This window comes from Paenibacillus sp. 2KB_20, from assembly GCF_052115765.1.
Lineage (GTDB): Bacteria > Bacillota > Bacilli > Paenibacillales > Paenibacillaceae > Paenibacillus_AQ.
On sequence record NZ_JBFRHH010000001.1, the window covers coordinates 67,549 to 88,792 of the forward strand.

The 21,244-nt window shown below is 49.5% G+C and carries 16 protein-coding genes and 1 pseudogene; 6 read left to right on the forward strand and 11 right to left on the reverse strand.

Going from position 1 to position 21,244, the window contains the following annotated elements:
• Positions 1–48: 48 nt before the first annotated feature.
• Positions 49–387, forward strand: coding sequence for a hypothetical protein (locus AB4124_RS00375; protein WP_441970521.1), 339 nt, complete (start codon positions 49–51; stop codon positions 385–387).
• 349 nt (positions 388–736) lie between these two features.
• On the opposite strand, the gene AB4124_RS00380 is transcribed toward AB4124_RS00375, so the two are convergent.
• From AB4124_RS00380 to AB4124_RS00390, 3 genes are all read right to left on the reverse strand, one after another.
• Positions 737–1,090, reverse strand: coding sequence for a hypothetical protein (locus AB4124_RS00380; RefSeq protein ID WP_339266741.1), 354 nt, complete (start codon positions 1,088–1,090; stop codon positions 737–739).
• A 106-nt stretch (positions 1,091–1,196) separates the two neighbouring features.
• Positions 1,197–1,811 (reverse strand): hypothetical protein, encoded by a 615-nt coding sequence (locus AB4124_RS00385; protein WP_441970523.1) that lies wholly within the window; start codon positions 1,809–1,811, stop codon positions 1,197–1,199.
• A 459-nt stretch (positions 1,812–2,270) separates the two neighbouring features.
• Complete coding sequence (locus AB4124_RS00390; protein ID WP_441970525.1) at positions 2,271–2,777, reverse strand: alpha/beta hydrolase family protein; 507 nt, start codon at positions 2,775–2,777, stop codon at positions 2,271–2,273.
• A gap of 224 nt (positions 2,778–3,001) precedes the next feature.
• Here AB4124_RS00390 and AB4124_RS00395 point away from each other — a divergent pair, with 224 nt between their 5' ends.
• Positions 3,002–3,415, forward strand: a complete 414-nt coding sequence (locus tag AB4124_RS00395) for an IS5 family transposase (protein WP_441971599.1) — start codon at positions 3,002–3,004, stop codon at positions 3,413–3,415.
• A gap of 17 nt (positions 3,416–3,432) precedes the next feature.
• Positions 3,433–3,708: pseudogene (locus AB4124_RS00400) on the forward strand (DUF711 family protein); the annotation flags it as partial.
• A 166-nt stretch (positions 3,709–3,874) separates the two neighbouring features.
• On the opposite strand, the gene AB4124_RS00405 reads toward AB4124_RS00400, so the two are convergent.
• The 7 genes from AB4124_RS00405 to AB4124_RS00435 form a co-directional block, all read right to left on the reverse strand.
• Positions 3,875–5,833 carry a carbohydrate-binding protein gene (locus AB4124_RS00405; protein WP_098748102.1) on the reverse strand — a complete coding sequence of 653 codons (1,959 nt, stop codon included), beginning with the start codon at positions 5,831–5,833 and terminating at the stop codon, positions 3,875–3,877.
• 382 nt (positions 5,834–6,215) lie between these two features.
• On the reverse strand, positions 6,216–7,226 hold the full coding sequence (locus AB4124_RS00410) for a glycoside hydrolase family 130 protein (RefSeq protein WP_441970527.1): 1,011 nt from the start codon (positions 7,224–7,226) through the stop codon (positions 6,216–6,218).
• A gap of 56 nt (positions 7,227–7,282) precedes the next feature.
• Positions 7,283–8,119: a carbohydrate ABC transporter permease gene (locus AB4124_RS00415; protein WP_018751893.1), complete on the reverse strand. Its 837-nt coding sequence runs from the start codon at positions 8,117–8,119 to the stop codon at positions 7,283–7,285.
• Positions 8,120–8,133: 14 nt separating this feature from the next.
• Entirely contained in the window at positions 8,134–9,036 is a 903-nt protein-coding gene (locus tag AB4124_RS00420; protein WP_018751892.1) for a carbohydrate ABC transporter permease, read from the reverse strand.
• Positions 9,037–9,142: 106 nt separating this feature from the next.
• Positions 9,143–10,531 (reverse strand): ABC transporter substrate-binding protein, encoded by a 1,389-nt coding sequence (locus AB4124_RS00425; protein WP_076325679.1) that lies wholly within the window; start codon positions 10,529–10,531, stop codon positions 9,143–9,145.
• A 172-nt stretch (positions 10,532–10,703) separates the two neighbouring features.
• Positions 10,704–12,335, reverse strand: a complete 1,632-nt coding sequence (locus AB4124_RS00430) for a response regulator (RefSeq protein WP_441970530.1) — start codon at positions 12,333–12,335, stop codon at positions 10,704–10,706.
• 3 nt (positions 12,336–12,338) lie between these two features.
• Complete coding sequence (locus AB4124_RS00435) at positions 12,339–14,147, reverse strand: cache domain-containing sensor histidine kinase (protein WP_430105525.1); 1,809 nt, start codon at positions 14,145–14,147, stop codon at positions 12,339–12,341.
• Positions 14,148–14,347: 200 nt separating this feature from the next.
• Between AB4124_RS00435 and AB4124_RS00440 the strand changes: the two genes are divergently transcribed.
• On the forward strand, positions 14,348–14,635 hold the full coding sequence (locus AB4124_RS00440) for a hypothetical protein (RefSeq protein WP_430105527.1): 288 nt from the start codon (positions 14,348–14,350) through the stop codon (positions 14,633–14,635).
• A gap of 135 nt (positions 14,636–14,770) precedes the next feature.
• Positions 14,771–14,959: a thioesterase domain-containing protein gene (locus AB4124_RS00445; RefSeq protein WP_430106773.1), complete on the forward strand. Its 189-nt coding sequence runs from the start codon at positions 14,771–14,773 to the stop codon at positions 14,957–14,959.
• A 1,460-nt stretch (positions 14,960–16,419) separates the two neighbouring features.
• Here AB4124_RS00445 and AB4124_RS00450 read toward each other — a convergent pair.
• Positions 16,420–19,065, reverse strand: coding sequence for an adenosylcobalamin-dependent ribonucleoside-diphosphate reductase (locus AB4124_RS00450; protein ID WP_441971601.1), 2,646 nt, complete (start codon positions 19,063–19,065; stop codon positions 16,420–16,422).
• Between the two features lie 420 nt (positions 19,066–19,485).
• On the opposite strand from AB4124_RS00450, the gene AB4124_RS00455 reads away from it, so the two are divergent.
• Complete coding sequence (locus AB4124_RS00455) at positions 19,486–21,243, forward strand: DEAD/DEAH box helicase (RefSeq protein WP_339266747.1); 1,758 nt, start codon at positions 19,486–19,488, stop codon at positions 21,241–21,243.
• Position 21,244 lies beyond the last annotated feature (1 nt).

A 21,244-nucleotide genomic window follows, 5' to 3' on the forward strand; every position in this document is an offset into this window, starting at 1 on the left:
TATTTTATATCGGCAGCACATCTCTCATTAAAAGACAGGATGTGCTGCATGATTACGGTCGCTTTTCTTGACGCGCTATCCGCCATTTTTCAATCCATGGGAGGGTTACTGCCAGGGATAGGCTACTTGATTAGTCCCCTCGCTACAGCCCCCATTGTGTTATGTACGATCCTTTCCGTCGGTTCCGGTCTGACCGCCTATTTGCTCACGATGTTGCTTCTCTTTTTTATCCAACCAAGCGAACTGATCGTTTTTCCTTTCACGACAGGCTTATTGGGGCTTGGGGTTGGCGGTTCGCTGATATATTTGAACATACGTTTGCCGGTCGTGATTACCGGGTCGTTGTCTTTGCGGGCAGGAATCCTTTTGTTGCTATACGTTTTTTGATTTCCTGTTCTGGGCCCGGCAGTTTCATCTACATTTAGCCTGAGTACGATCGCCATCATTTATGTGTTCTCGCTTTTCTACAGCTGGCTTTGGGTAGAAATAAGCAGGTATTACATTAAGAAAATAAGTAAAGGGATTACTTGATTAAGACTAGGCAATCCACGCTATCAGCGCCCACTAACCTCTTTCTTCTACCAGCTGTTAGTATCTTCTTCGAATTCCCCATAACTCCTGCCAAATAATTCTTCTAAAACTCCATTGTCAATTTTTTTGAACCGAGCCTTTTTCAATTAAAAAAATAAAACGGCCATACGATTGAGCTTGGCCGTTTTAATCTCTATGTCTTTTATTAATTGGCTTGATTCAAACTAACAGGTCCTAAACTACCATAAGACCCTTGGAATTGTCCTTTGAGGACATAAGTTCCAGGGCTAAGATAACCTACTGAATACTCGACAGGACTTGAAGAAGTTGGCCCAATATTCACGGTAGTCGTGAAGACTGTACTAAGTTGACCAGATGGTCCTTTCGAATAAAGCGTTAGATCAACGGTTTCATTCGTAGAACTCCATAGGCCAACACTTAATTTATATTGAGCTGGTTGGCTAACTGTCAAATCATGAGATGTTGCAGTATAGGCAGCAAATGCACTAGTAGAAAAAGAGAAGCACGCTAATAATAAGATTAGTACTACTTTTTTCATTTATTCACCTCCTTTCTTTCCTTCTTGATATAGAATGTCAGTAGAGAAAATATATGTAATGGTTAGATCATAAAGTAATATTTTAACTATTATACCAAAATAAATATTATATGCATATATATCGAAATTCTGAACAAAAAACGTTTGGTGTTGGTGGTACGGCTGCAAATAATAAGAAAATAAAGGGAAGTAAAACCATGGGATAAAGTCTCGTCTCTTGCCAGAATGAGTTGCCCGTCATAAATAAAACAGCATACTGGATTCCATTGATCATCATGATTCCAACCACATTTCCGAATCCAGCGACAATCATGTTTACTTTTTCAGACTTGATATTGCTGAAACTCAATTTGTTTATAAACAACGAGTTCGTTAGATAGAAAATGAAGAAAAATGGCAGATAGTTCATCCATACCAAGAACTTATCTGAATGGAATGTAAATACGCCCAATATCCACAATTTAAAATTAGCATTTAAGATGTATTCCGCCATAAATACAACAGAAAAAAAGATTCCGAAGATACATAGAGCAAGAATAAAGGTCTTCATCAAGTGGTTCAGACCGATTTTTAATCCTAGATGATGAATAGAAAGCTCAGCGCTATTTCTTTTCTCCAGTCTGTATTTCCATATAAATAGCGCCAATCCAACAAGACTGTTAAAGATCGCCCAAATCATAATATAGTTTGTAATCGGCCGCGGAAACCATTTTACAGACATGAAATTGGACGTGCTCTTAAAAATAAACCGGTCTAGTTTTAAGGCTACGATGACTCCAACTGCAGAAAACAGCCAACTAAGCAGCCAGCTTATCCAAAAAAGTCTGGTTTTCATTGTACTCTTTTCCGTTTTCATCGTACCCGTTAACGAACTTTTTTGTTCTTTTTTTAATTTTAACTGCCGGAAGTACGGAATTTTTAATAAGTAATAGGATGCCGGGTAAATCAATAGAAAGATGCCCAATAATCCGATAAAACTAAAAAGCTCTTTCCAGATCCATAGCTGATCGGTATTTTTTATTTTTGGCGAGAGCCCGAACGAATGGTTGAAAAAATCGACCGTTTCAGCAACTGTCTTTTGGGAAAAATGTGCCCACTCATGCGTTTGCTTTGGATTATGAACAACTCTCAGCGTCTGGCTTTCCGCATCCCCATAATATTGACCTACCTCAAAGCTTGACTACTGTTCCTCTTTTGGAAAAATCGAGTTAATTGCGACTAAACCTTCAAGAGTATTGTTGGATAGATCACCATTTCCTTGGGACAAATCATAATTCCCCTCATCCAATTGACCATAAATAATTCCTAAGTTAGCGTGAATTTGGCTAAAAGCTTCTTCACTTGATAAACGGATATTTCCTATTGGCAGTCCTGCTGATACTTTATTCAAAGAATTTGCATATTCCAGTTCACGATCCGTAATGTCTTCTCCGCCTTCCGATTCCGGAGTTTTCGCTTTTTCCATTGCAGTATAATACTGTGAACCATAATGCATTAACGTCATCCATGTTGACATCCCCCCCATAGAATGTCCCATAACACCGATCCGATGGTTATCGATGTAATTCAGATTATGGTAGGCAAATTCCACTAGAGGTATCATTCCCTCCCCATTTGCAACAACTGCCTCCATTACCGGTTCACTCGCCGAGCTTGATTTTCCATGATAGTATGCATCGAATGTCATGACAGCAATTCCTCTTCCCTGCTAGATGAAATCCCGGAGCAGTATATTCAGAAAATGGAAGCTATCTTCAAAGGGAGAGACTCCGGACTCCTTATCGCCATCTTCCAAGCCCTTCACATCGAACCCGATTTTAAAAACTTGAGCATCGATTCTACATCGGTCAAAGCCCACCAATACAGTGCCGGTGCAAAAAAAACGCAGATGGACACGAAGTAAACCAACACATCGGCGTCAGTCGTGGCGGCAAAACGACCAAACTTCATGCCGTAGTCGATGGATTAGGCAACCCTCTAGCTTTTCTACTGACGGGTGGTCAAGTTTATGATTCTGTTCCGGCGATCGAATTGCTTCAGGAGTTGGATATTACGGGAAGCCACATTCTTGGCGATAGAGCCTATGGCTCAGAAGCGATTCGGAACTGGATTACGACTAAACAGGCCACTTACACCATTCCGCCTAAAACGAATAGTCAACATCCATGGAAGGTCGATTGGTATCGGTACAAAGAACGCCACTTGGTTGAATGCTTTTTCAATAAAATCAAACACTTTCGCCTTGTGGCCACTCGTTACGATAAGTTGGCTAAGTCATTCCTCGCGTTTATATACATAGCTTCCATTTTTAAATTGACTCAATGATAGTTTTCAGACACGCCCTAAATGACAATGTTAAAAAAAGTGGCGTAATGGCCTCCTCCTATGTAGGTGGACTTAATAGTAGAGCCTTATTCCGGTCAATGAAGATCACGGCATGATTCAAGCGGTTCAGCGGGGTACCCTTACACTAGAGAAGCTGGAAGCTATGACCTTTGGTCGAATTTGGCGGCCTGCTCGGATATGCACCAGTTATAGCAGTAAACGGCTTCAACTGCGCGAACTTCGTTAATCGTGGCGGACGAATCCCTGCTCCAATTCATAGCTTTAAGAATTAATTGAAACCTCAAACAGCAAGTCCCTATTTCACTTCACTTAGGAGACTTGCTGTTTTTTTGTGTTAGTTGGTCAGTCGTAGAAAAAAACTTTAGCTGAATGAAGAGGCATATCATTTGATATACCCCTTTATCCATCTTATTGCAATTAAATCAAACCGTTTCCATTCTATTTGAACTGGAACCAAGTTAAATTTGCAACTGTGGTTGAATCTGACTTAACAAAAGTAACATATACCGTATGGGTTCCTACAGCTGTCCCGGCATTAAGCGGGATATTCTTGACTGACCATGTCTGCCATCCGCCTGTGCTTTCTGCCGTCCAATAACCCAGCATAGTGCCTGTAGGACTGTCCAAGTGGAATTCTATCCTTCCGCCGGAATTAGCGGATGCAACCTTCAAATCAATACTTGTTTTAGCTGTACTACCAAAGTCTACATTTTTAAATGCTATATAGTCGCCATTACTCCCTCCACCAACATCCAGCCCACCATCAGTGCTTGCCTCATAGGATATAACACCTGAACTAAGGTTATAACCTTCCGCTTCAAATTTCAATGTGTTGAATTTGGGAGCTGCAGCATAGCTGTTAGTATCTGTTATTTTCAATTCTGCGAGTGTAGTTGCCGCAACACCACCGACGCGAACATTGTTTAATGTAACTCCGGAGACAGTAGATGTGTCACTCCAACCCTTCATTATTGAAACTTCACCTAAAGCGCGTAAATTGATATTATTATAGACCACATTTTTTATCGGACCGGTTTTTGCAGAAAGATCAAACCACCTGGAGTGAACACCGGATCTTGGCCAGAAGCCTTCTACATCTATATTGTCAAATATGATGTTTTGTGCTGCTGGAGTCCCATAAAGATGACCTACCGCTAAAGCGCGCCAGCATCTGTATACATAAGAGTTTTTAACAACTATGCCATCCTGAAGCTGTTTCACTCCATCTCCAACCTTGAATGCTCCACATCTGCTCCAAGCCAAAGCATCATCCACAACTACATTTGACTGGTTTTCAGGACTTCCCGGCCAGTTTGCAGCTATATCCGTAGTTGCTACATCCCATGTCTTAAATGAGTATGTGTCATCCTCCGATACTGCTACCGTGTGCTTTATGAGTACATTCTGGCTCTCTTGAATGTCTATTGCATCATTTTCATAATCAAGTTCATTGTTGTTGAAGTGCTTTGTATTCTGGAATGTTACGTTATTAGATCTTGTAACGATTGTAGCCCAGCCACCGCTGTCTCTTATGGTTATGCCGTCAACCGTGAAGTTGCTGCACTGCAAGGGTACAAGAATATTGTTCAAATAATTGTTTGTATTTCTCATATAATGGCCATTGCCGTCAATAGTCCCCCTGCCGTATATCTTAATATTGTTTGCATTTGTTTCGGTATAAATAAACCATGTTCCATCCTTATTCAGAGAATTCTTATGAAAATGAGTAGTGTAATCGCTTGGATTTCCTGAACCCCTTATAACAGAACCACCCTCCAGATAAACCGAAACATTGCTTTTTAGAACAAGGTTTCCGCTCTTGTAAACTCCGGCTGGAACGTATACGATACCGCCACCTGCTGCGTTAGCCGCATTTATGGCGTTTTGTATTGCAGTTGTAGCCATAGCGGCACCGGTACTGTCGGCACCGTATTGAGTTTTAACATTGTATATACCTGTACCGGATGAAGCCGGAACATTGGTTTCAAGAGCATCTGCCGCAATAACCAGATCTTTCAGGTTATTGATTTTAACTATAAGATAGGTTGGTGATGAAAGTGTAAATGTAAGTGTATTTCCGCTCTTTGTTGCAGTGATTCCCAAAGCTTTGGGAGAAATATTATAGGTATTGATTGGCTCGCTTGCTGTTATTGTGATTGTAGTAGTACCTGAAAAAGAGAAATTACAATAATTATAGTTTACAAATACCGCCGAAGTGTCGATTACCGGTATATTTGTAGAGTCTGCTGTTACCGTGTATTGACTGGTCGTGGTATAGATCGGCGGTAATGGATAGCTTACAATTGTAGCCGCCGCTCTTGCTGTCAAAGGAACGACAGCTAACAGACTGGCGAGCATACAAACAATTAAACTTAATAATTTTAACTTTTTTAACATAAACAAACACCTCTTTCATATTTTCAGAAAATACTCTGTCATCAGTGAATAATGATTTCACCAGTGATGCTCTATTACTCTTTTCATAAAGTCGACATATTCCTGTTCAGCTTCGGAAGTGGCAGAGTAATACTAACCTTTTCTGCATCAGCAAAGTTTCCTTTTAAAGTACAGCCCCGGTTTTGTTGCACCTTGTGCAGGATTTCTGCGTTGGTCGCTACTACTGAGCTGTATTGTTGCATTTTATGCACAATCTCCCCACGGTCGCTGCTATTGATCTAGCATTGTTGCACTTCATGCACAATCTCCGCGCAAGCCGCTCCAATCATGGCACATGGCCCCACTGTTACTCCGCATTTCCGCCCTCAGCCTGCTTCCAATCTTATCTATGCTCCGGCTCCAGACAGAGCCGGAGCAGATCGTCCACATGGGCCGTTGCCAGACATTCCACCGTATCCGCAGAGCCGTAATAGATCTTGACCTCGCCGTCATCCTCCAGAATCATCCCTCCCGGAAAAATCACATGATTGCGGAAGCCCCCGCCAATCTCATAGTCTGTCTCCGGTGCCAGCAGCGGCTGCCTGCTCATGCCGATCACCTTGCGGGGGTCCTCCAGATCCAGCAGCATAATTCCGGCGGTATAGCGCTTCTTCCAGGTGTCCTCCCAACCGTGCTTGCCTCTGGCCGGGTCCACATCCACCGCATGGAAGGTGGTCAGCCAGCCCTTATCCGTCCGGACCGGAGGTGCGGCCGGGCCGACCTTGTCATTGGCAAACGGCACCTGCTCAACGGCGAGCAGTAGGCTGGAGTTGCCCCAATGCTTCAGGTCCGGCGACTCGGAGATCCAGGCATCGAAGCGGTCCCGGCCGCCGCGGCTGTATACCGTGAAGGGACGCTCCAGCCGGACATACTTGCCGCCGATCAACTCGGGAAACAGTACCATATTGCGCAGGTCCGGTGTAGACAGGCTGAGCACCTCGAAGTGTTCCAGATCATCGGTAACGGCAATTCCGCCGCGGATGCCATGGTGCGTATCCACGGCAAAACACATATAACAACGGCCGCCGATCACGGTCAGGCGCGGGTCGTAGGCGCGGATAATTTCCTCGTCATGCATTTTGAACACTGGCTTCGGGCCGGCGGTCCAGCTCAGCCCGTCGTCACTGTAAGCAATGCCGAGATCCGTGGTGTGGTGCGGCTCAAGCGTCTGATCGACCAGTGAGCCGTAATCATTACGGAAGATCATCACATACTTGCCGTTAAATTTCGTTACACCGGCATTGAATACCAGTGCGGTGGGGTAAGGAACCTTCCTTGCATCCAGCACCGGATTGCCCGGATACCGCCGGATGAACGGGGCAGATTGCAGAATTGCCGGAGCGTGTTGAGTCATGGGGTGTACCTCCTTGAATGTTAAATATGGAATATGGGTTGCGCAGGGCCGGACCGCTACCCTTTGAGGGAACCGGCCGTCATCTGCATGAAGGATTTGTTGGCGAACAGATAGGCCACGAGAATCGGCAGAATGGACAAGCAGGCGCCCGCCATCATATAGTGGGTCTGAGAAGCGGCCGAAATCCCGTATTTCAGGTTCGCCAGCCCGACGGTCAGCGTCTGCAGCTCCGGCTTCGTCATCGTGAACACGAGCGGCAGCAGATATTCATTCCACGCGCCGCGGAAGGTGAACAGGGCACCTACGCCAAGTCCGGGTCCGAGCAGCGGCAGAATTATCCGCCAGAAGGTCCGGCCGGGAGAGCTGCCGTCCATCAGCGCCGCCTCGTCCAGCTCGCGGGGAATCCCCTTCATGAAGCTGGAGAGAATGAAGAAGATCGAAGCATGGGCGGAGATCAGAATCAATATAACGCCCCACAGGCTGCTGTGCAGATGAAGCTTAACCATCAGATCGAACTGCGGACGCAGCACGACCGCCCCTACAGCCACGAACATGGTGAAGGATTGCAGTCCGATATACAATTTTTTGCCGGCAAAATCCATCCGGTCCACCACATAAGCCGCCATGGATGATACCAGCAGCGTGCCGACCACCGCCGCCAGGGAGACAATCAGGCTGTTCAGGGTATACCTGGAGAAATTGGCCTGCGCCCAGGCTTCGGCATAGTTCGAGAAGTGCCAGCTCGCCGGCAGGAAGGTCGCTCCCGCAGTAAGCTCAGCATTAGTCTTGAAGGAGCCCAGGATGGTGATAACGACCGGAATCAGCGTAATAAAAGCAACAGCCAGCAAAAAAATCCACAGGATGATATTGCCCAGTATGGTTCTTAGTCTCATAATAGCCTCTCTCCTCAATCGGTCTGATTCATGCGTCTGGATGCGTAGAAATAAATGAGTGATATCATCCCTACAATGACCGCAGACACAAAGGCGACCGCACTGCCGTATCCGAACTCCTGGACCTGAACCGCCGCGCTGCTCCCGCCGACAGGGAAAAATAATTTGTACAAATACAGGAACATGACCTCTGTCTTGCCTACAGGACCTCCTTCAGTCAGAACCATGATGCTCTCGTAACCCTTCAGGGCTGTAATGATCGCCAGCATAATAACCATCTGCATCACAGGTCCGAGCATCGGCAGGGTGACATAGCGGAACTGCTGGATTCTGCCTGCCCCGTCCAGGGAAGACGCCTCATACACATCCTCCGGAATATTCTGCAGACCGGCGAGGAAGAGCAGCATATAATTGCCGACCGCCCCCCAGGCCGCAACCAGAATGACGGTGAGCATGGCATATTTCGGCCCCAGCCAGTCCACACCGGAATCGGAGAGGCCCAGGCGGATCAGAAACTGGTTGAGAATCCCGTTATATGAGTTGAAAATCGTGAAGAAGACTACGGCCATTACAGCGGTACTGATGACGGTCGGCATGAAGAAAATCCCCCGCAGCAGTTGTCTGCCCCGCAGCCCCCGGTTCAATATGACTGCCAGCAGCAGGGCCAGCGGAATGGTGATCAGCAGCTTGCCGCCAGCATAGACAAATGTATTCACCACCGAATCCCAGAACTGGGTGTCCTTCAGAATGCGGCTGAAATTGGCCAGACCGGTAAACCGCGCCGTTCCGAACCCTTTGTAATCATAGAACATATAGCGGAACGCCCAGGCAATCGGGTAAATCCCGAGAACCAACGTGAGCAAGGCACTTGGAAAGATAAAACTGTATGAAAATAAGGCATGTTTCGTTTTGTTCATCTGGTTTCTTCCGGCTCCTTTCCTTTACGACCAGAGCAGAGGGATGAGGGAGTTGCTCCCTCATCCCCCGCTATCCCGGCCTATATCTCTATCCCTAACCTTCTGTCTACTTGGCGAACTTGCCGCCCAGAGCGGCGGGATCAAAGCCGGTATCCGGCTCAGCCTTTATGCCGTCATTCGCAATCACACTGTCCAGTGCAGCGTTATAGCGTTTGTTCAGATCAGCGATAACCGCCTTCAGGTCGCCGCCGTTCAGCATATATTTGAAGAAGGCGTCATCCGATTTCATTCCTTCCGGTGCTACAGACGGATAGACCGGCCACACCCCATCGTGCTTGTTCGGCAGGAAGCCTTCAATGCCGTTCACATCCGGTGTCTTGGCTGCTGCGCTAATGGATGGAACCATGGAGATGCCGAAGCCTTTTTCCTGATAATCCGTCAGCACCTGATCGCCGTACATGAACTCCATGAACTTCCAGGCTGCTTCTTTATGCTCTGATTTCGAGCTCAGCGCCAGCCATTGGCCCCCGAGGAAGCCGGAAGCCCCCTTCACGGTGCCGTCGATGGTAGGAACCGGAGCGGCCGCCCAGTCAATCTTGGCCGGGAACTGATTCTTGTAGACGCCAGGCTCTGAGGAGTAGGACATATACATTCCGATCTTGCCTTCCGCAAACTGCGCCCGCAGCGGATCAATATCCAGCGATTCTACACCCGGCAGCATGCTGCCGTCGTCCCTGATCTGCTTAAAGGCATTGATGATCGGCTCGAAGCCGCTGAAGTCGTAGCGGGCTGTCTTGAAATCATACCCGAAGCCGCCATAGCCGCTCATTTCCGCAACCACCCGTGCCGAACGTGCGAACGCACTGCCGGGGCTCTTGAAGTTAAGGGCGAAGCCGTAAGCGCCGTCCGCTTTGCCGGCTTCTGTCAATTTCTTGGCTGTATCCACCAGCTCCTGCAGGGTAGTCGGCGGATGTTCAATGCCCGCTTTGGCGAACAGATCCTTGTTGTACACCAGACGCATGGTCGTTCCATAGTTCGGCAGACTGTAACGCTTGCCGTCGAATTCATTCAGATCCGGCATGGCCGGGAATTTCGCCTTCAGCTCATCGTTCAGGAACTCGTCAATAGGAGCGAGAAAGCCTTTTTTGTAGAAGGTCTGGATGGTATTCTCCTTCACCCGGATCACATCCGGTGCATCGGAGGTCTGGAAGGACAGATCGAGCGCGGTATCGAAGTCGTCGCCCTTGACGACCAGCTCCACCTCAATCCCGTCAGTATTGGTTGCGTTGAACTCGGCTACCTTCTCCTTCACGAAATCCGCATCGTGGCGGTCGCCTGTCCAGTAGCTGATTTTAGTTTTCCCCCCCGAGCCGGCTGTCGCCCCGTTTCCCGTGCCTTCAGCAGCATTGCCGCCGTTGCTGTTACCGTTGCCGCAGGCTGCCAAGCCAAGTGCCAGGACCAGGCTCAGAGATGTCATTAGCATACGCTTCATCATTGGTAGTGCCCCCTTATATATCCCTGCTGTATTCGCTTACAACCTGATTATAGTTCGATAGGCGCTTCCAGATAAGGCGGGTAAGCCCACATTAAGGGCAGATTTCTGCAGGAGTTCTATACAGACAAGGGAGGTAATCTCCGCCCTGCGGAAATCCCTCCCCTGCTGATTCCTATTCTTTTCCAAGATAATACAATTTGAACTCGGACGGGGTCATGCCGGTATATTTCTTGAACACCTCGCTGAAATAGCGCCTGTGCTCATACCCGAGATCCTGGGCGATCTCCTGAACCTGCCGGCCGCTGATCAGCATCGCCTTGGCCTTCTCCATCTTCTCATGCATCACATACTGCTGAAACGAAATTCCCTGCACCTTCTTGAACAGATTGGAGAAATACCCCTGGCTAAGGTTAATCTGCTTCGCCATCTGCTCCAGCGACAGCCCCGTGTCCAGATGACTATGGATATATTCGGCGGCCTGACGGATAATCCGCGTGGACTCCAGAGAACGGGCCTCCGTAACCAGCGCACAGGCCTCCCGGCAGAGCCAGGACAGCAGGTCCCGTATATCTTGAAGGGAAGGATGCACCTGGTTCTTCATGGCAGCAATTCTGAGTTCCAGCGGCTCCACCTGCCCATAAGGGAACTGCTCCAGCAGGACCCGGCAGATCCTGGAGCTCAGCTCATAGCCGACACTTTCAACATAACGCGGCTCAGGCAAAAGCCCGCTGTCCAGCAGCTCCGCGAACAGCTGGTCCAGCACCTGCAGGCTTTTGGCGGAATTGCCGGAACGCAGGGCGAACAGCAGCTCCTGCTCGGCGGCGGCGGAATAGCTGTGGAGCGAGAGAGGTTTATTCTCGATATTGCTATAATGATATACCCCGTTGCCCCCGGTATAGAAATGATACCCCAGCGCGCTAAGCGCCTGCCTGTACGCCGTGCCCAGCTCCTGAATCGCCGCTGTGCCCAGGCCCACGCCAATAGAAATGGTATGACGCGAGAAGCGGCTTACATTCATGCAGCAGGCCTCCGTAATCAGCGCGGCGGTCTCCGGGTCTGAGCCGTTCATGATACAGACGTACCGGTCTGTCGCCTCCCGGATAATAACGCCGCGGGTCAGGGCGGAAATCGTCTCTTCGAGAATATTGTGCAGGCTGAATCTTAGCAGCTCGACCTCCTGCACAGGCTGGCCGCTCAGCTTCTCCGCGAAATGATCGATCTCGGCGACAAACACGAAGAAATCATACTGGTCCAGCGGGATATCGAGATAGGCCCAGCGGGAACGGGCATCCGCTTCTGTCGTCTGGTGGTGCAGCAGGAAGGTGAGATATTCCTGGCGGAGAATAGGCAGACTTTCCCTGATTCTCGCCTCCATTACAGCAAGTCTGGCGGTCTCCTGACGCTCCTCCCGGCACAGCTCCCTGGCCTTCAGCACTGCATTCACAATTTCCTCCAGGGAAAAGGGCTTCTTCACGAAATCAAGCGCCCCCAGCCGGATGGCTTCCTGGGCATAAGAGAACTCCGAGTAAGCGCTGAGGATAATAATCTTACAGTCCGGCAGCACCTCCAGTATCGCCCGGGTCATCTGCAGGCCATCCATTCTTGGCATTCGGATATCCGTCAGCACAATGTCCGGCCGGGTCTCGCGGATGATCTGCAGGCCCGCTTCGCCGTTAAGCGCCGTACCTGTGACCTCAATACCGTGCTCCTGCCACGGCGGCTTGCGCGAGACCATCTCCACCACACTTTTGATATCGTCGATTACACATAATTTGAACCTTTCCGGCTCCAGCTTTTGGTCCATCCTTCAACTCTCCTCCTCTGCGGGAATCCACAGATCCGTCCGCGATCCCTTACATGGTTCGCCGCCAACGTCCATACGGGCTTCGTCCCCGTAATACAGGGCCAGCCGGTGCCTGATGTTGAACAGGGCATAACCTTTCCTCGACTGCGGAGCCCTGACCATCCCCTGCTTGACCCGTTCAGCATCAAGCCCCCGTCCGTTGTCGGTAATGCAAATATGCAGCAGCCCCTGCTCCCGGCTGACCGTGATGTCTATCCTGCCTCCTATTGTCCGGTCGCTGAATCCATGCTGAATGCTGTTCTCCACCACCGGCTGCAGGATAATCTTCGGCAGCAGGCAGGACAGCAGGGCCTCGTCCTCTACCGTCACCGTGTATTCAAACAGTCCTTCATAGCATTTCTGCTGAATGGCGAAATACTGCCGCATGTGGGACAGCTCATCCGCAAGGGTAATCAGATCCTTGCCGCCGCTGAGCCCGATCTGGAACATCTGCGACAAAGACAGGATCATCTCATTCACATCGTCATTCTCGCCCATTACCGATTTGCAATAAATGGTGTTCAACGTATTGTACAGAAAGTGCGGCTCCATCTGCGCCGTAAGGGCACGGATCTCTGCATGACGCTTGCCCTCCTCCTTGGTCTTCACATCCTCGATCAACGTCTTAATCTCCGACATCATCCGGTTGAACTGAAAGCCAACCTGGGCAACCTCGTCCTCATAACGGCTCTCATACACCACATTGAGCTGGTTCTCTTCGACTCTGCGCATCAGCCGCCGCAGCTTGAACAGGGGCTTCAGCAGCACAGATGTCAGCTGATTGGAGATCAGCCAGGTCGCCAGCAGGAAGACAACGATGACATAGAGGGTAATGCGCTGCACCCGCTGCAGCTTACCCAGCAACTGGTCCCGCGACTGCATCCCGGAGATAATCCAGTCGGGTGATGCCGCTGAGCTTGTATAATTTACCAGATACTCCTTGCCGCCATAGCTGTAGTTGTGATCCTGCGGATCGGCTGCTTTTCCGGCTTCAGCAAGCACCGGCTTCCAAGGGAATCTGCCCCGGAACGGCCAGCGGGACTCCACTACCGCCTCTCCTTCCCCGCTCACCAGGTAATAATTCCATCCTGCTTGTTCACCGCCTTTATTCAGCAGCTCATCTATCCGGCTCTCCCTGATATTGACCACAATAAATACATTGCTGATCGGCGTGTAAGGGTATTCATAGATTCCCCGGACTATGAAGGAGACCACCCGCTGGCTGCCCGTGAATAACCGGTCATAATGTCCTTTGGCCCAGTAGCCGCCCGGCTGCTCCTTGCTCAGATCATATAATTCCGAGCCGTAGAACGAGTTGTCCTGCGCCCGGATCTGCGTAGTGGAATAGAAATCGCCAATCGGGGTAACGATCAGCACATTCTCAATGATCGGCTGATTGAACGTTGCCTGCGAGAGTACATATTGCAGATCAGACAGATGTACATAATAATTAGAGACCTCATGGCTCAGCACATCCATCATCATCTTGCGGTACGCATCGCTCAGCATCAGGGACTGCACGGACAGCGCTACATCATTCAGGCGGGAATCCAGAAGCTGTGCCGTCTTGCTTACGGTCTCCCGGCTGCCGGCGTAAACATTATCCTCGATCTCCTGCGCGGCAATCCAATACGAGAAGGTGCCCATTGCACTGATGGACAGCGTAATCAGCACGATGAACGAGAACAGAATCCTTTGTTTGATGGATATCCGGTAATACCTGCCGGCGATCTGCCGCCGGAGCTGCCGGCCATAGGCTGTGAATGTATTCATAGTTCCCCCTTCTTGAGCATGTATCTCCCTACGATTGTCAGTTCTTGTCACTTGTACCATACGGCTGCTCCGGCCCGGCGTCAAGACAGGGCATGATTAATTAGCGGATTCCTTCCCTTATTATCAATAGGCAGGGGGCCCTCCGCATAACATGGTGCGAATTCACTAATCATGGCTCAGGTTGACGGGAAGCTGCGCGATTGAGTAATTATGCTTGTGACGGTCAGTCCATTCCGTTTGATGCCTTTCTGCGGCAAATGTTGAACGATCCAACAGTAGCAGAGCTCACTGATTTTGTTGCCTCATACGTAAAAAATAATACAATTAGCCAAACTGACGGTTTCATGGGCGATTCTATGAAGCATGAAACAGAGATGGGGGGAACGTTGAGCGAAGTCCTGCCCCAACTGAATACTGGCAGCAACGCAGTGTTCACTTATTATGGCGGCGGGGAATCTGGTCCGCTTCATGTGGTATTCCATGTATAGGTCTGGGAACAATAAACTGCTTCCATTTGCTGCTTCGACATCTGGATGAACAAGGGCTGGGACCTGTTGTTGGCATTACGATTGCGGATGTAGAGCGCTATTGAGACCAGGACCATTGACGGACTGATCGAACGACTGGCTGACGACTATGCGGCCCGTCTTCTGGATACCGGACATCGTCAATTTCAGCTAATCGGCTACTGTTTGGGAGGACTGATCGCGGTTGAAACAGCTGGTCGTTTGTTGGAGCCAGGGACTGGAGGTTGTAGACTTGGTGCTGGTAGACAGGCCATCCTGTTCTTCATTCCATTGAAGATGAATTAGCAATGGATGCGCTATTAGTACCGAACCTTAATATTTCACTGGAGCAGGCCGGTTTTGTCGGAGCTGCCTCGGGACAACTTATTCGCGACCTACAGACAGTTTTTCTGTGAAAATAAGGGTAACCAGACGAATGGACGAATTTCTGTTTTTGGGCAATACAATGCCCGGGATCTCCATTTCCATGAGTCCATGTTTAGACGATCTATGGGTTGGGAGCACTAATTAACTTGCTCGTTTTTGGGGTCGGCCTTCTAGGTAAGCTTCTTTGTTTTTCAGCATGCTATAGGCTATGACCAGTAGGGTTCGTGCCATAGTAATTGGCGTTAGCATGAAAGAAGTACAAGAATGGCTGGGTCACAGTGTCTATTCCACCACAGGCCAACATCTATGCTCACTTGGAATTCAGTTCCAAGGTCACTTCCGCAAACCGAATGAATGAAGTAATAAAAATAAAAACAGTCCACTAGATTTTTAATCTATTGAACTGCTCTTAGTAAAGTAATACCGGCGAGAGGACTCGAACCTCCACGGTTTCCCACTCGATTTTGAGTCGCGACTGCTATTGAGAAGATAGTAGAAGTTAAGTCCAAGAAGAGGAATTTAAAAACCGCTAAAAGCCTTGTAGAATCAAGTTGTTTTTTAGCGGTTTTTCTGGTCTTTTCCAAGCCCGTAAGGGTTCCCGGCATCTGGGCAAAATGAAGCCTTTTGGGGACGTTGGAGAGAACTCGGGAAGAACTCAGAAAGAACAACAACAGAACGGCCCGCTCCCTACCATTGACAAAATAATGAAGCATCTGCTTCAGGGAGGGTAATTGAAATGTCCAAAACGAACAGTTTTAGTGTCTCGTCCAGGTGGAAATAACATAACTATAAGATTTATAATTTCCACCTTGTTCTCATTAGTTCTTTATCACACTTCAATTATTATTTTGTGAAGATGTAAAACTACGTCAAAATTTCAATTTTACGTTTTTATTTCCGCTTGATCATCTTTACAGTAAATCACGCTTAATTTTTGCGATCTGTAACAGTTCTAGCTGTTCTCTAGGGTTAAGCCCCTTAACAGTCTGCAATAACTCCACTACTGTACCACTTAATTCACCAATAGTTGAATGCTCCTTCCCGGTTAAAAGCCATTCATAAGAACAACCGAACTCAGAGCAAATTGAGATAACCGTCTCTATTGCCGGCTTAAACCGCCTCCACACTACGATTTGTGCCAACAATTGATCCACGAGCTTTTGAACCTAAAATCAGTTTTAGCCATTTAGAGTATCTTTAATAACACTCCAGGAAAACCATTAAAAAGCCCTGATAAATCAAGGGTTTCTTGACCATCAGGACTGAGATACTTGTGCCAAAAATCGTTACAAACCTGTGCCAAACTACGTTACAAACGGTGACAAGATGAATTACAACTCACATTATCTAATGTTTTCTAATCAAAGAGTTCAACTTCCTCACGAACACTTACTATACCCGCAATTCCCACAAGTCTTGCATCCTTCGATGTTAATCAGAGACGCCCCGCCACAAGATGGGCATAGATCCAGCGACATGGAACTGCCGCCTGCGTGCGAACCATGTCCACCATATCCCGCGGCTATGGTCTCACTCCCGGCATCTGCATCAGCAGGTGCCATCGTGGCTGCGACCGGTGCCGGATCATGGTCATGATCTGCCCCAGCGTTGTTTGCCACGTGCGTTTCAAGCGCCTTCGCCACGGCGTCGGCGATAGATTCTACACGGTTGGCGCCGAAGCCGATCGCGCCGGTGCCGCCGATGCCCTTGAGGTGCTTGATCAGCAGCTCTACCTTATTACCGTGGTCCCCGTAACGGAGGAACAAGGAGCAGACGCGGCCCAAGGCTTCCGCCATCGCGAACACATCCGATCCGGCCTTGCCGACGTTCAGGAAGATTTCGCTTGGAATGCCGTCCAGATCGTTGATCGTAATGTACGCCATGCCAAACGGTGTGTTCATTTTATAGGTTGCGCCGCGCAGCACTTGCGGACGCTTCTTGTATTGTTTATCCAGCCCGCTCTTGCTCGGTGAGGCTGTCACTGCCACGCTTGCAGCCGCCGTCTCAACGCTCACCGCATCCTCTGCGGCTTGGCCTGTCGCGCTTTGCTCCAGCGCCGTGTCCACAGTAGAAGCTGTTGTCGCTTCGGCGGCCTTATCTTCTTTTTTCTCCGTCTGCAGCACCTGCACGTCACGGCTGCCGTCGCGGTAGATCGTTACACCTTTGCATCCAAGGTCGAATGCCAGCTCATACAAACGCTTTGTATCTTCAACCGTGAAGTCCGACGGGCAGTTTGCCGTCTTCGAGATGGAGCTGTCTACCCAGCGCTGAATCGCCGCCTGCACGCGGATGTGATCCTCGGCAGAGAGGCTCATCGCCGTGACGTAATAATCCGGAAGCTCCTCGCCCGGATGGCTGTCCAGCCAATCCTGGGCAATCGGCACGAACTGCTCGTCGAAGCCAAGTCGGCTTTGACGGAAGTATTTGAAGGCAAAGTACGGCTCGATCCCCGTCGACGTTCCGACCATGGTACCCGTGCTGCCTGTAGGCGCTTGGGTAATGACGGTTACGTTGCGTGCACCTTTTTTGCGTACCGCTTCGGCAACTTCAGGATACACTTCGGTCATATTTTTCATGAAACCGCTTTGCAGGTACAGTTCGGCATCGAATGCTTGGAACGAACCCTTCTCCTCGGCAATATCCGCAGAAGCGAGATATGCTTCGCGCGCGATGAAGCCATACAGCTTATCCAGGAACTCCAGCGATTCCGGACTGCCGTAACGGATGTTCAGCTTGATCATCAGCTCGGCCAGACCCATCGTTCCGAGACCCACCCGGCGCTCTTTTTTCTGGTTCAATTCGTTTTCTTCAAAATGGTACGGCGTCCGGTCAATGACATTATCCAGGAAACGCACAGAGTAACGCGTCGTTGTCGCCAGCTCATCCCAGGCAACGTCATGATTCGCTTCATCATAGAACTTCGACAGGTTCATCGCGGACAGATTACATACGCCCCAGCCCGGAAGTCCCTGCTCACCGCAAGGGTTCGTACAGATAATTGGATTGAAATACCAGCTGTTGGACATCTGGTTATAGTATTCCATGAATACGACACCCGGCTCTGCCGATTTCCATGCGGATTCGATAATGGTATGCCAGACCTCGCGTGCTTTTACGGTTTTATATGGAATGATACGGTGTCCGGCTTTCTTCCATTTATCCAGATCCCCGTCCCACAGCTCATCATAATCAGGATCAGTAGTATCCGGGAACACCAGCTCCCAGTCCAAATCTTCCTTCACAGCCTTCATGAAATCATTGCTGACGCATACCGACAGGTTCGCATTCGTAACTTGTCCCATCGTCTGCTTCACGGTAATGAAATCCTCCACGTCCGGATGCCAATCGTTAATCATCAGCATGAGCGCACCCCGGCGGCTTCCGCCCTGCTCGATCAATCCCGTCGTATAACTGAACAATCCGCCCCACGATACCGCACCGCTGGAGGAACCGTTCACGCCCCTCACGATCGCACGCCGAGGACGCAGGGAAGACAAGTTAATGCCGACACCGCCGCCGCGAGCCATAATCTCGGTCATCTCGCTCAGGGTTTCCATGATGCCGCCCCGGCTGTCCTTCGGCGAAGGAATCACGTAACAGTTGAACAGCGTCAATTCATCGCTCGCACCCGCTCCAGCTGCAATCCGTCCGCCCGGTACCAGCTTCCAATCATCCAGAATCTCGCGGAACTTTCCGCGCCACTCTTCCTGCAGTTCCGGCGTTGCCTCAACCGATGACATGGCAGCCGCGAGTCGATCCCACATTTCTTCCGGCGTTTTCTCGATGGTTAACGTCAGTTTCTCCACATCCGATTCCACAAGCTCGCCCTTCCGTGTCTTCACCGTGACCTTGCGGCCTTCGCGATTCACGATTTCGCCAACTTCCTTGGTCGGAAATTTAGGATCATCCTTCGTCAAAACGAGCACCACATCGCCTACCTTCGCGTTGTTGGTGTCCGCATCCTTCCAGGCATACCGGTCCAAAAAGATCTTCTCGCTTAAACCTTCCAGCCGCTGATTCTGCATCGTACTCAAGAGCAACTACCTCCTATATAAGATATAAAATTAAAAAGTTCCGCAGTTATGCGCTCACCAACAACATAACCTGTTATGTAGTCGGTCAAACATCTAAAACCACTATATACACCATATATAGTGCTACCAATTCATTATACTACACTATATATAGGTTAACTATGCCGATAATGTGAAAATTAAGCCAACAGATCCAAGCTCCCGCTCGCAAGCTTCCGCTTTCTTCCTCTCGCTCTCTTTTTCGCCCTTCCCTATGAAAAAAAAGATGAAAATATCCAATTCCAGCAGCCGTGCGCCCTATAGGGTATTCCGCGCCTCCCGAATTCGTGCAAGGTTATGAAGACTTCTTTTTTCGTCCATACTACATATACACCGCTGGCCCGGAATCTTTCACAACAGGAGGAGATCGACATGAACCATCAGCCATCTGCCGAATCAGGCATGATTACCGACCCGCGCCTTCCCGTTCCACTGCAGATCGACCGTTCCTGGTTTGACGATCTCGCCGGTCGACTGGACAAGGGTGGACCTTGGGGTGACTATCGTCTGGCCCAACTTGCCGTTGAGGGCGAGAAATCCCGCTTGGTTACAAGCTTTGAAGAATTACAATGCCTTAAGCATCTTGGCGCCTTATCCCCGCTCCCCCATCAGACTGATACCGCCAGACGCGTATTGTTCGAGATGTCGGGCAGAGCGATTCTCGCCGATGAGGTGGGACTAGGAAAGACGATTGAAGCCGGTCTTATTTTAAAAGAATACATCGTGCGCGGTCTGGTATCCAAAGTGTTGATTCTCGTTCCGGCTTCCCTTGTGCTGCAATGGGTTCGCGAGCTGAACTCCAAGTTTGGCATTCCCGCGATTGCGCAGAAAAAAGCGTACTCTTGGGGGAATGATATCGTCGTCGCCTCCATGGACACGGCCAAACGCGATCCGCATCAGGAGATTCTGCTGAACGAGGAATACGATATGCTCATCATCGATGAGGCGCACAAACTCAAGAACAAGAAAACATCCAATTATCAATTCATTCAAAAGCTGCGCAAAAAATACTGCCTCTTGCTGACGGCCACGCCGGTGCAGAACGATCTCAGCGAGCTCTTCAATCTAATCACTCTGCTGAAGCCGGGCCAGCTCGGAGGCCAAGGGCAGTTTGCCGCTAATTTTGTTGTCGATAAACGAAGACCCAAGAACCAGGATCAGCTCAAGGATGAGCTGTCCAAGGTCATGATCCGTAACCGCCGCGGCGAGGGCGAAGTGAAATTCACCAAGCGATCCGTCCGCAATGTAGGGCTTAGCCTTTCGCCCGAAGAACAGTCATTATACGACGGCGTTACGTCCTTCGTCAAAGATCAGTATCAGGCAGCAGGGGGAAATTTAAGCAGTATGCTGTCACTCGTTACGCTCCAGCGTGAAGTGTGCAGCAGTCGCGATGCCGTCTTCGTGACTCTTGTTAATCTGTCCAAGAAGCTGCCCGAGGACTCTCCGCTGCGCGATAAAATCTGGGAGCTCGTCTATCTCATCAAGGCCATCAAAGCCAACACCAAGGCGGAAAAAACCATCGAGCTCATCCAGCAAATGAACGAGAAGGTCATCGTATTTACGGAGTACCGAGCCACGCAGGAATACTTGCTCAATTATTTCCGCGATCACGGACTGATCTCCGTACCGTACCGAGGCGGAATGAACCGCGGCAAGAAGGACTGGATGATGGATCTCTTCCGTGGCAAGGCGCAGGTCATGATCGCGACGGAAGCTGGCGGCGAAGGCATCAATCTGCAATTCTGCCACCATATGATCAACTTTGATCTGCCCTGGAATCCCATGCGGGTTGAGCAGCGGATTGGACGCGTGCATCGTCTCGGCCAGACCAATGACGTGAAGATCTACAATCTGTCCACGTCGGGAACCATTGAAGAGCACATCCTGAACCTGCTGCACGAGAAGATCAACATGTTCGAGATGGTTATCGGCGGACTGGATGTCATTCTGGAGCGGTTCGAGAAGAAGGAATCCATCGAGAAGAGTCTGTACAAAATCATGCTGGAGTCCGGCAACGACGATGAGCTCCGCCAGCGCATCAGCACATTGGGCGACTCGATTCACCATATTAAACAGGATATCGAGCAGGGAAGCACCGTCGAAGAAAATCTAAGAGAGGAAGAAGCCTAAT

Bases quoted from the DNA above. Each gene is read 5' to 3' on its own strand.
- AB4124_RS00375 (WP_441970521.1), top strand. From the start codon at position 49: ATGATTACGGTCGCTTTTCTTGACGCGCTATCCGCCATTTTTCAATCC.
- AB4124_RS00380 (WP_339266741.1), bottom strand. From the start codon at position 1,090: ATGAAAAAAGTAGTACTAATCTTATTATTAGCGTGCTTCTCTTTTTCT.
- AB4124_RS00385 (WP_441970523.1), bottom strand. From the start codon at position 1,811: ATGTCTGTAAAATGGTTTCCGCGGCCGATTACAAACTATATTATGATT.
- AB4124_RS00390 (WP_441970525.1), bottom strand. From the start codon at position 2,777: ATGACATTCGATGCATACTATCATGGAAAATCAAGCTCGGCGAGTGAA.
- AB4124_RS00405 (WP_098748102.1), bottom strand. From the start codon at position 5,833: ATGTTAAAAAAGTTAAAATTATTAAGTTTAATTGTTTGTATGCTCGCC.
- AB4124_RS00410 (WP_441970527.1), bottom strand. From the start codon at position 7,226: ATGACTCAACACGCTCCGGCAATTCTGCAATCTGCCCCGTTCATCCGG.
- AB4124_RS00415 (WP_018751893.1), bottom strand. From the start codon at position 8,119: ATGAGACTAAGAACCATACTGGGCAATATCATCCTGTGGATTTTTTTG.
- AB4124_RS00420 (WP_018751892.1), bottom strand. From the start codon at position 9,036: ATGAACAAAACGAAACATGCCTTATTTTCATACAGTTTTATCTTTCCA.
- AB4124_RS00425 (WP_076325679.1), bottom strand. From the start codon at position 10,531: ATGATGAAGCGTATGCTAATGACATCTCTGAGCCTGGTCCTGGCACTT.
- AB4124_RS00430 (WP_441970530.1), bottom strand. From the start codon at position 12,335: ATGGACCAAAAGCTGGAGCCGGAAAGGTTCAAATTATGTGTAATCGAC.
- AB4124_RS00435 (WP_430105525.1), bottom strand. From the start codon at position 14,147: ATGAATACATTCACAGCCTATGGCCGGCAGCTCCGGCGGCAGATCGCC.
- AB4124_RS00450 (WP_441971601.1), bottom strand. From the start codon at position 19,065: ATGCAGAATCAGCGGCTGGAAGGTTTAAGCGAGAAGATCTTTTTGGAC.
- AB4124_RS00455 (WP_339266747.1), top strand. From the start codon at position 19,486: ATGAACCATCAGCCATCTGCCGAATCAGGCATGATTACCGACCCGCGC.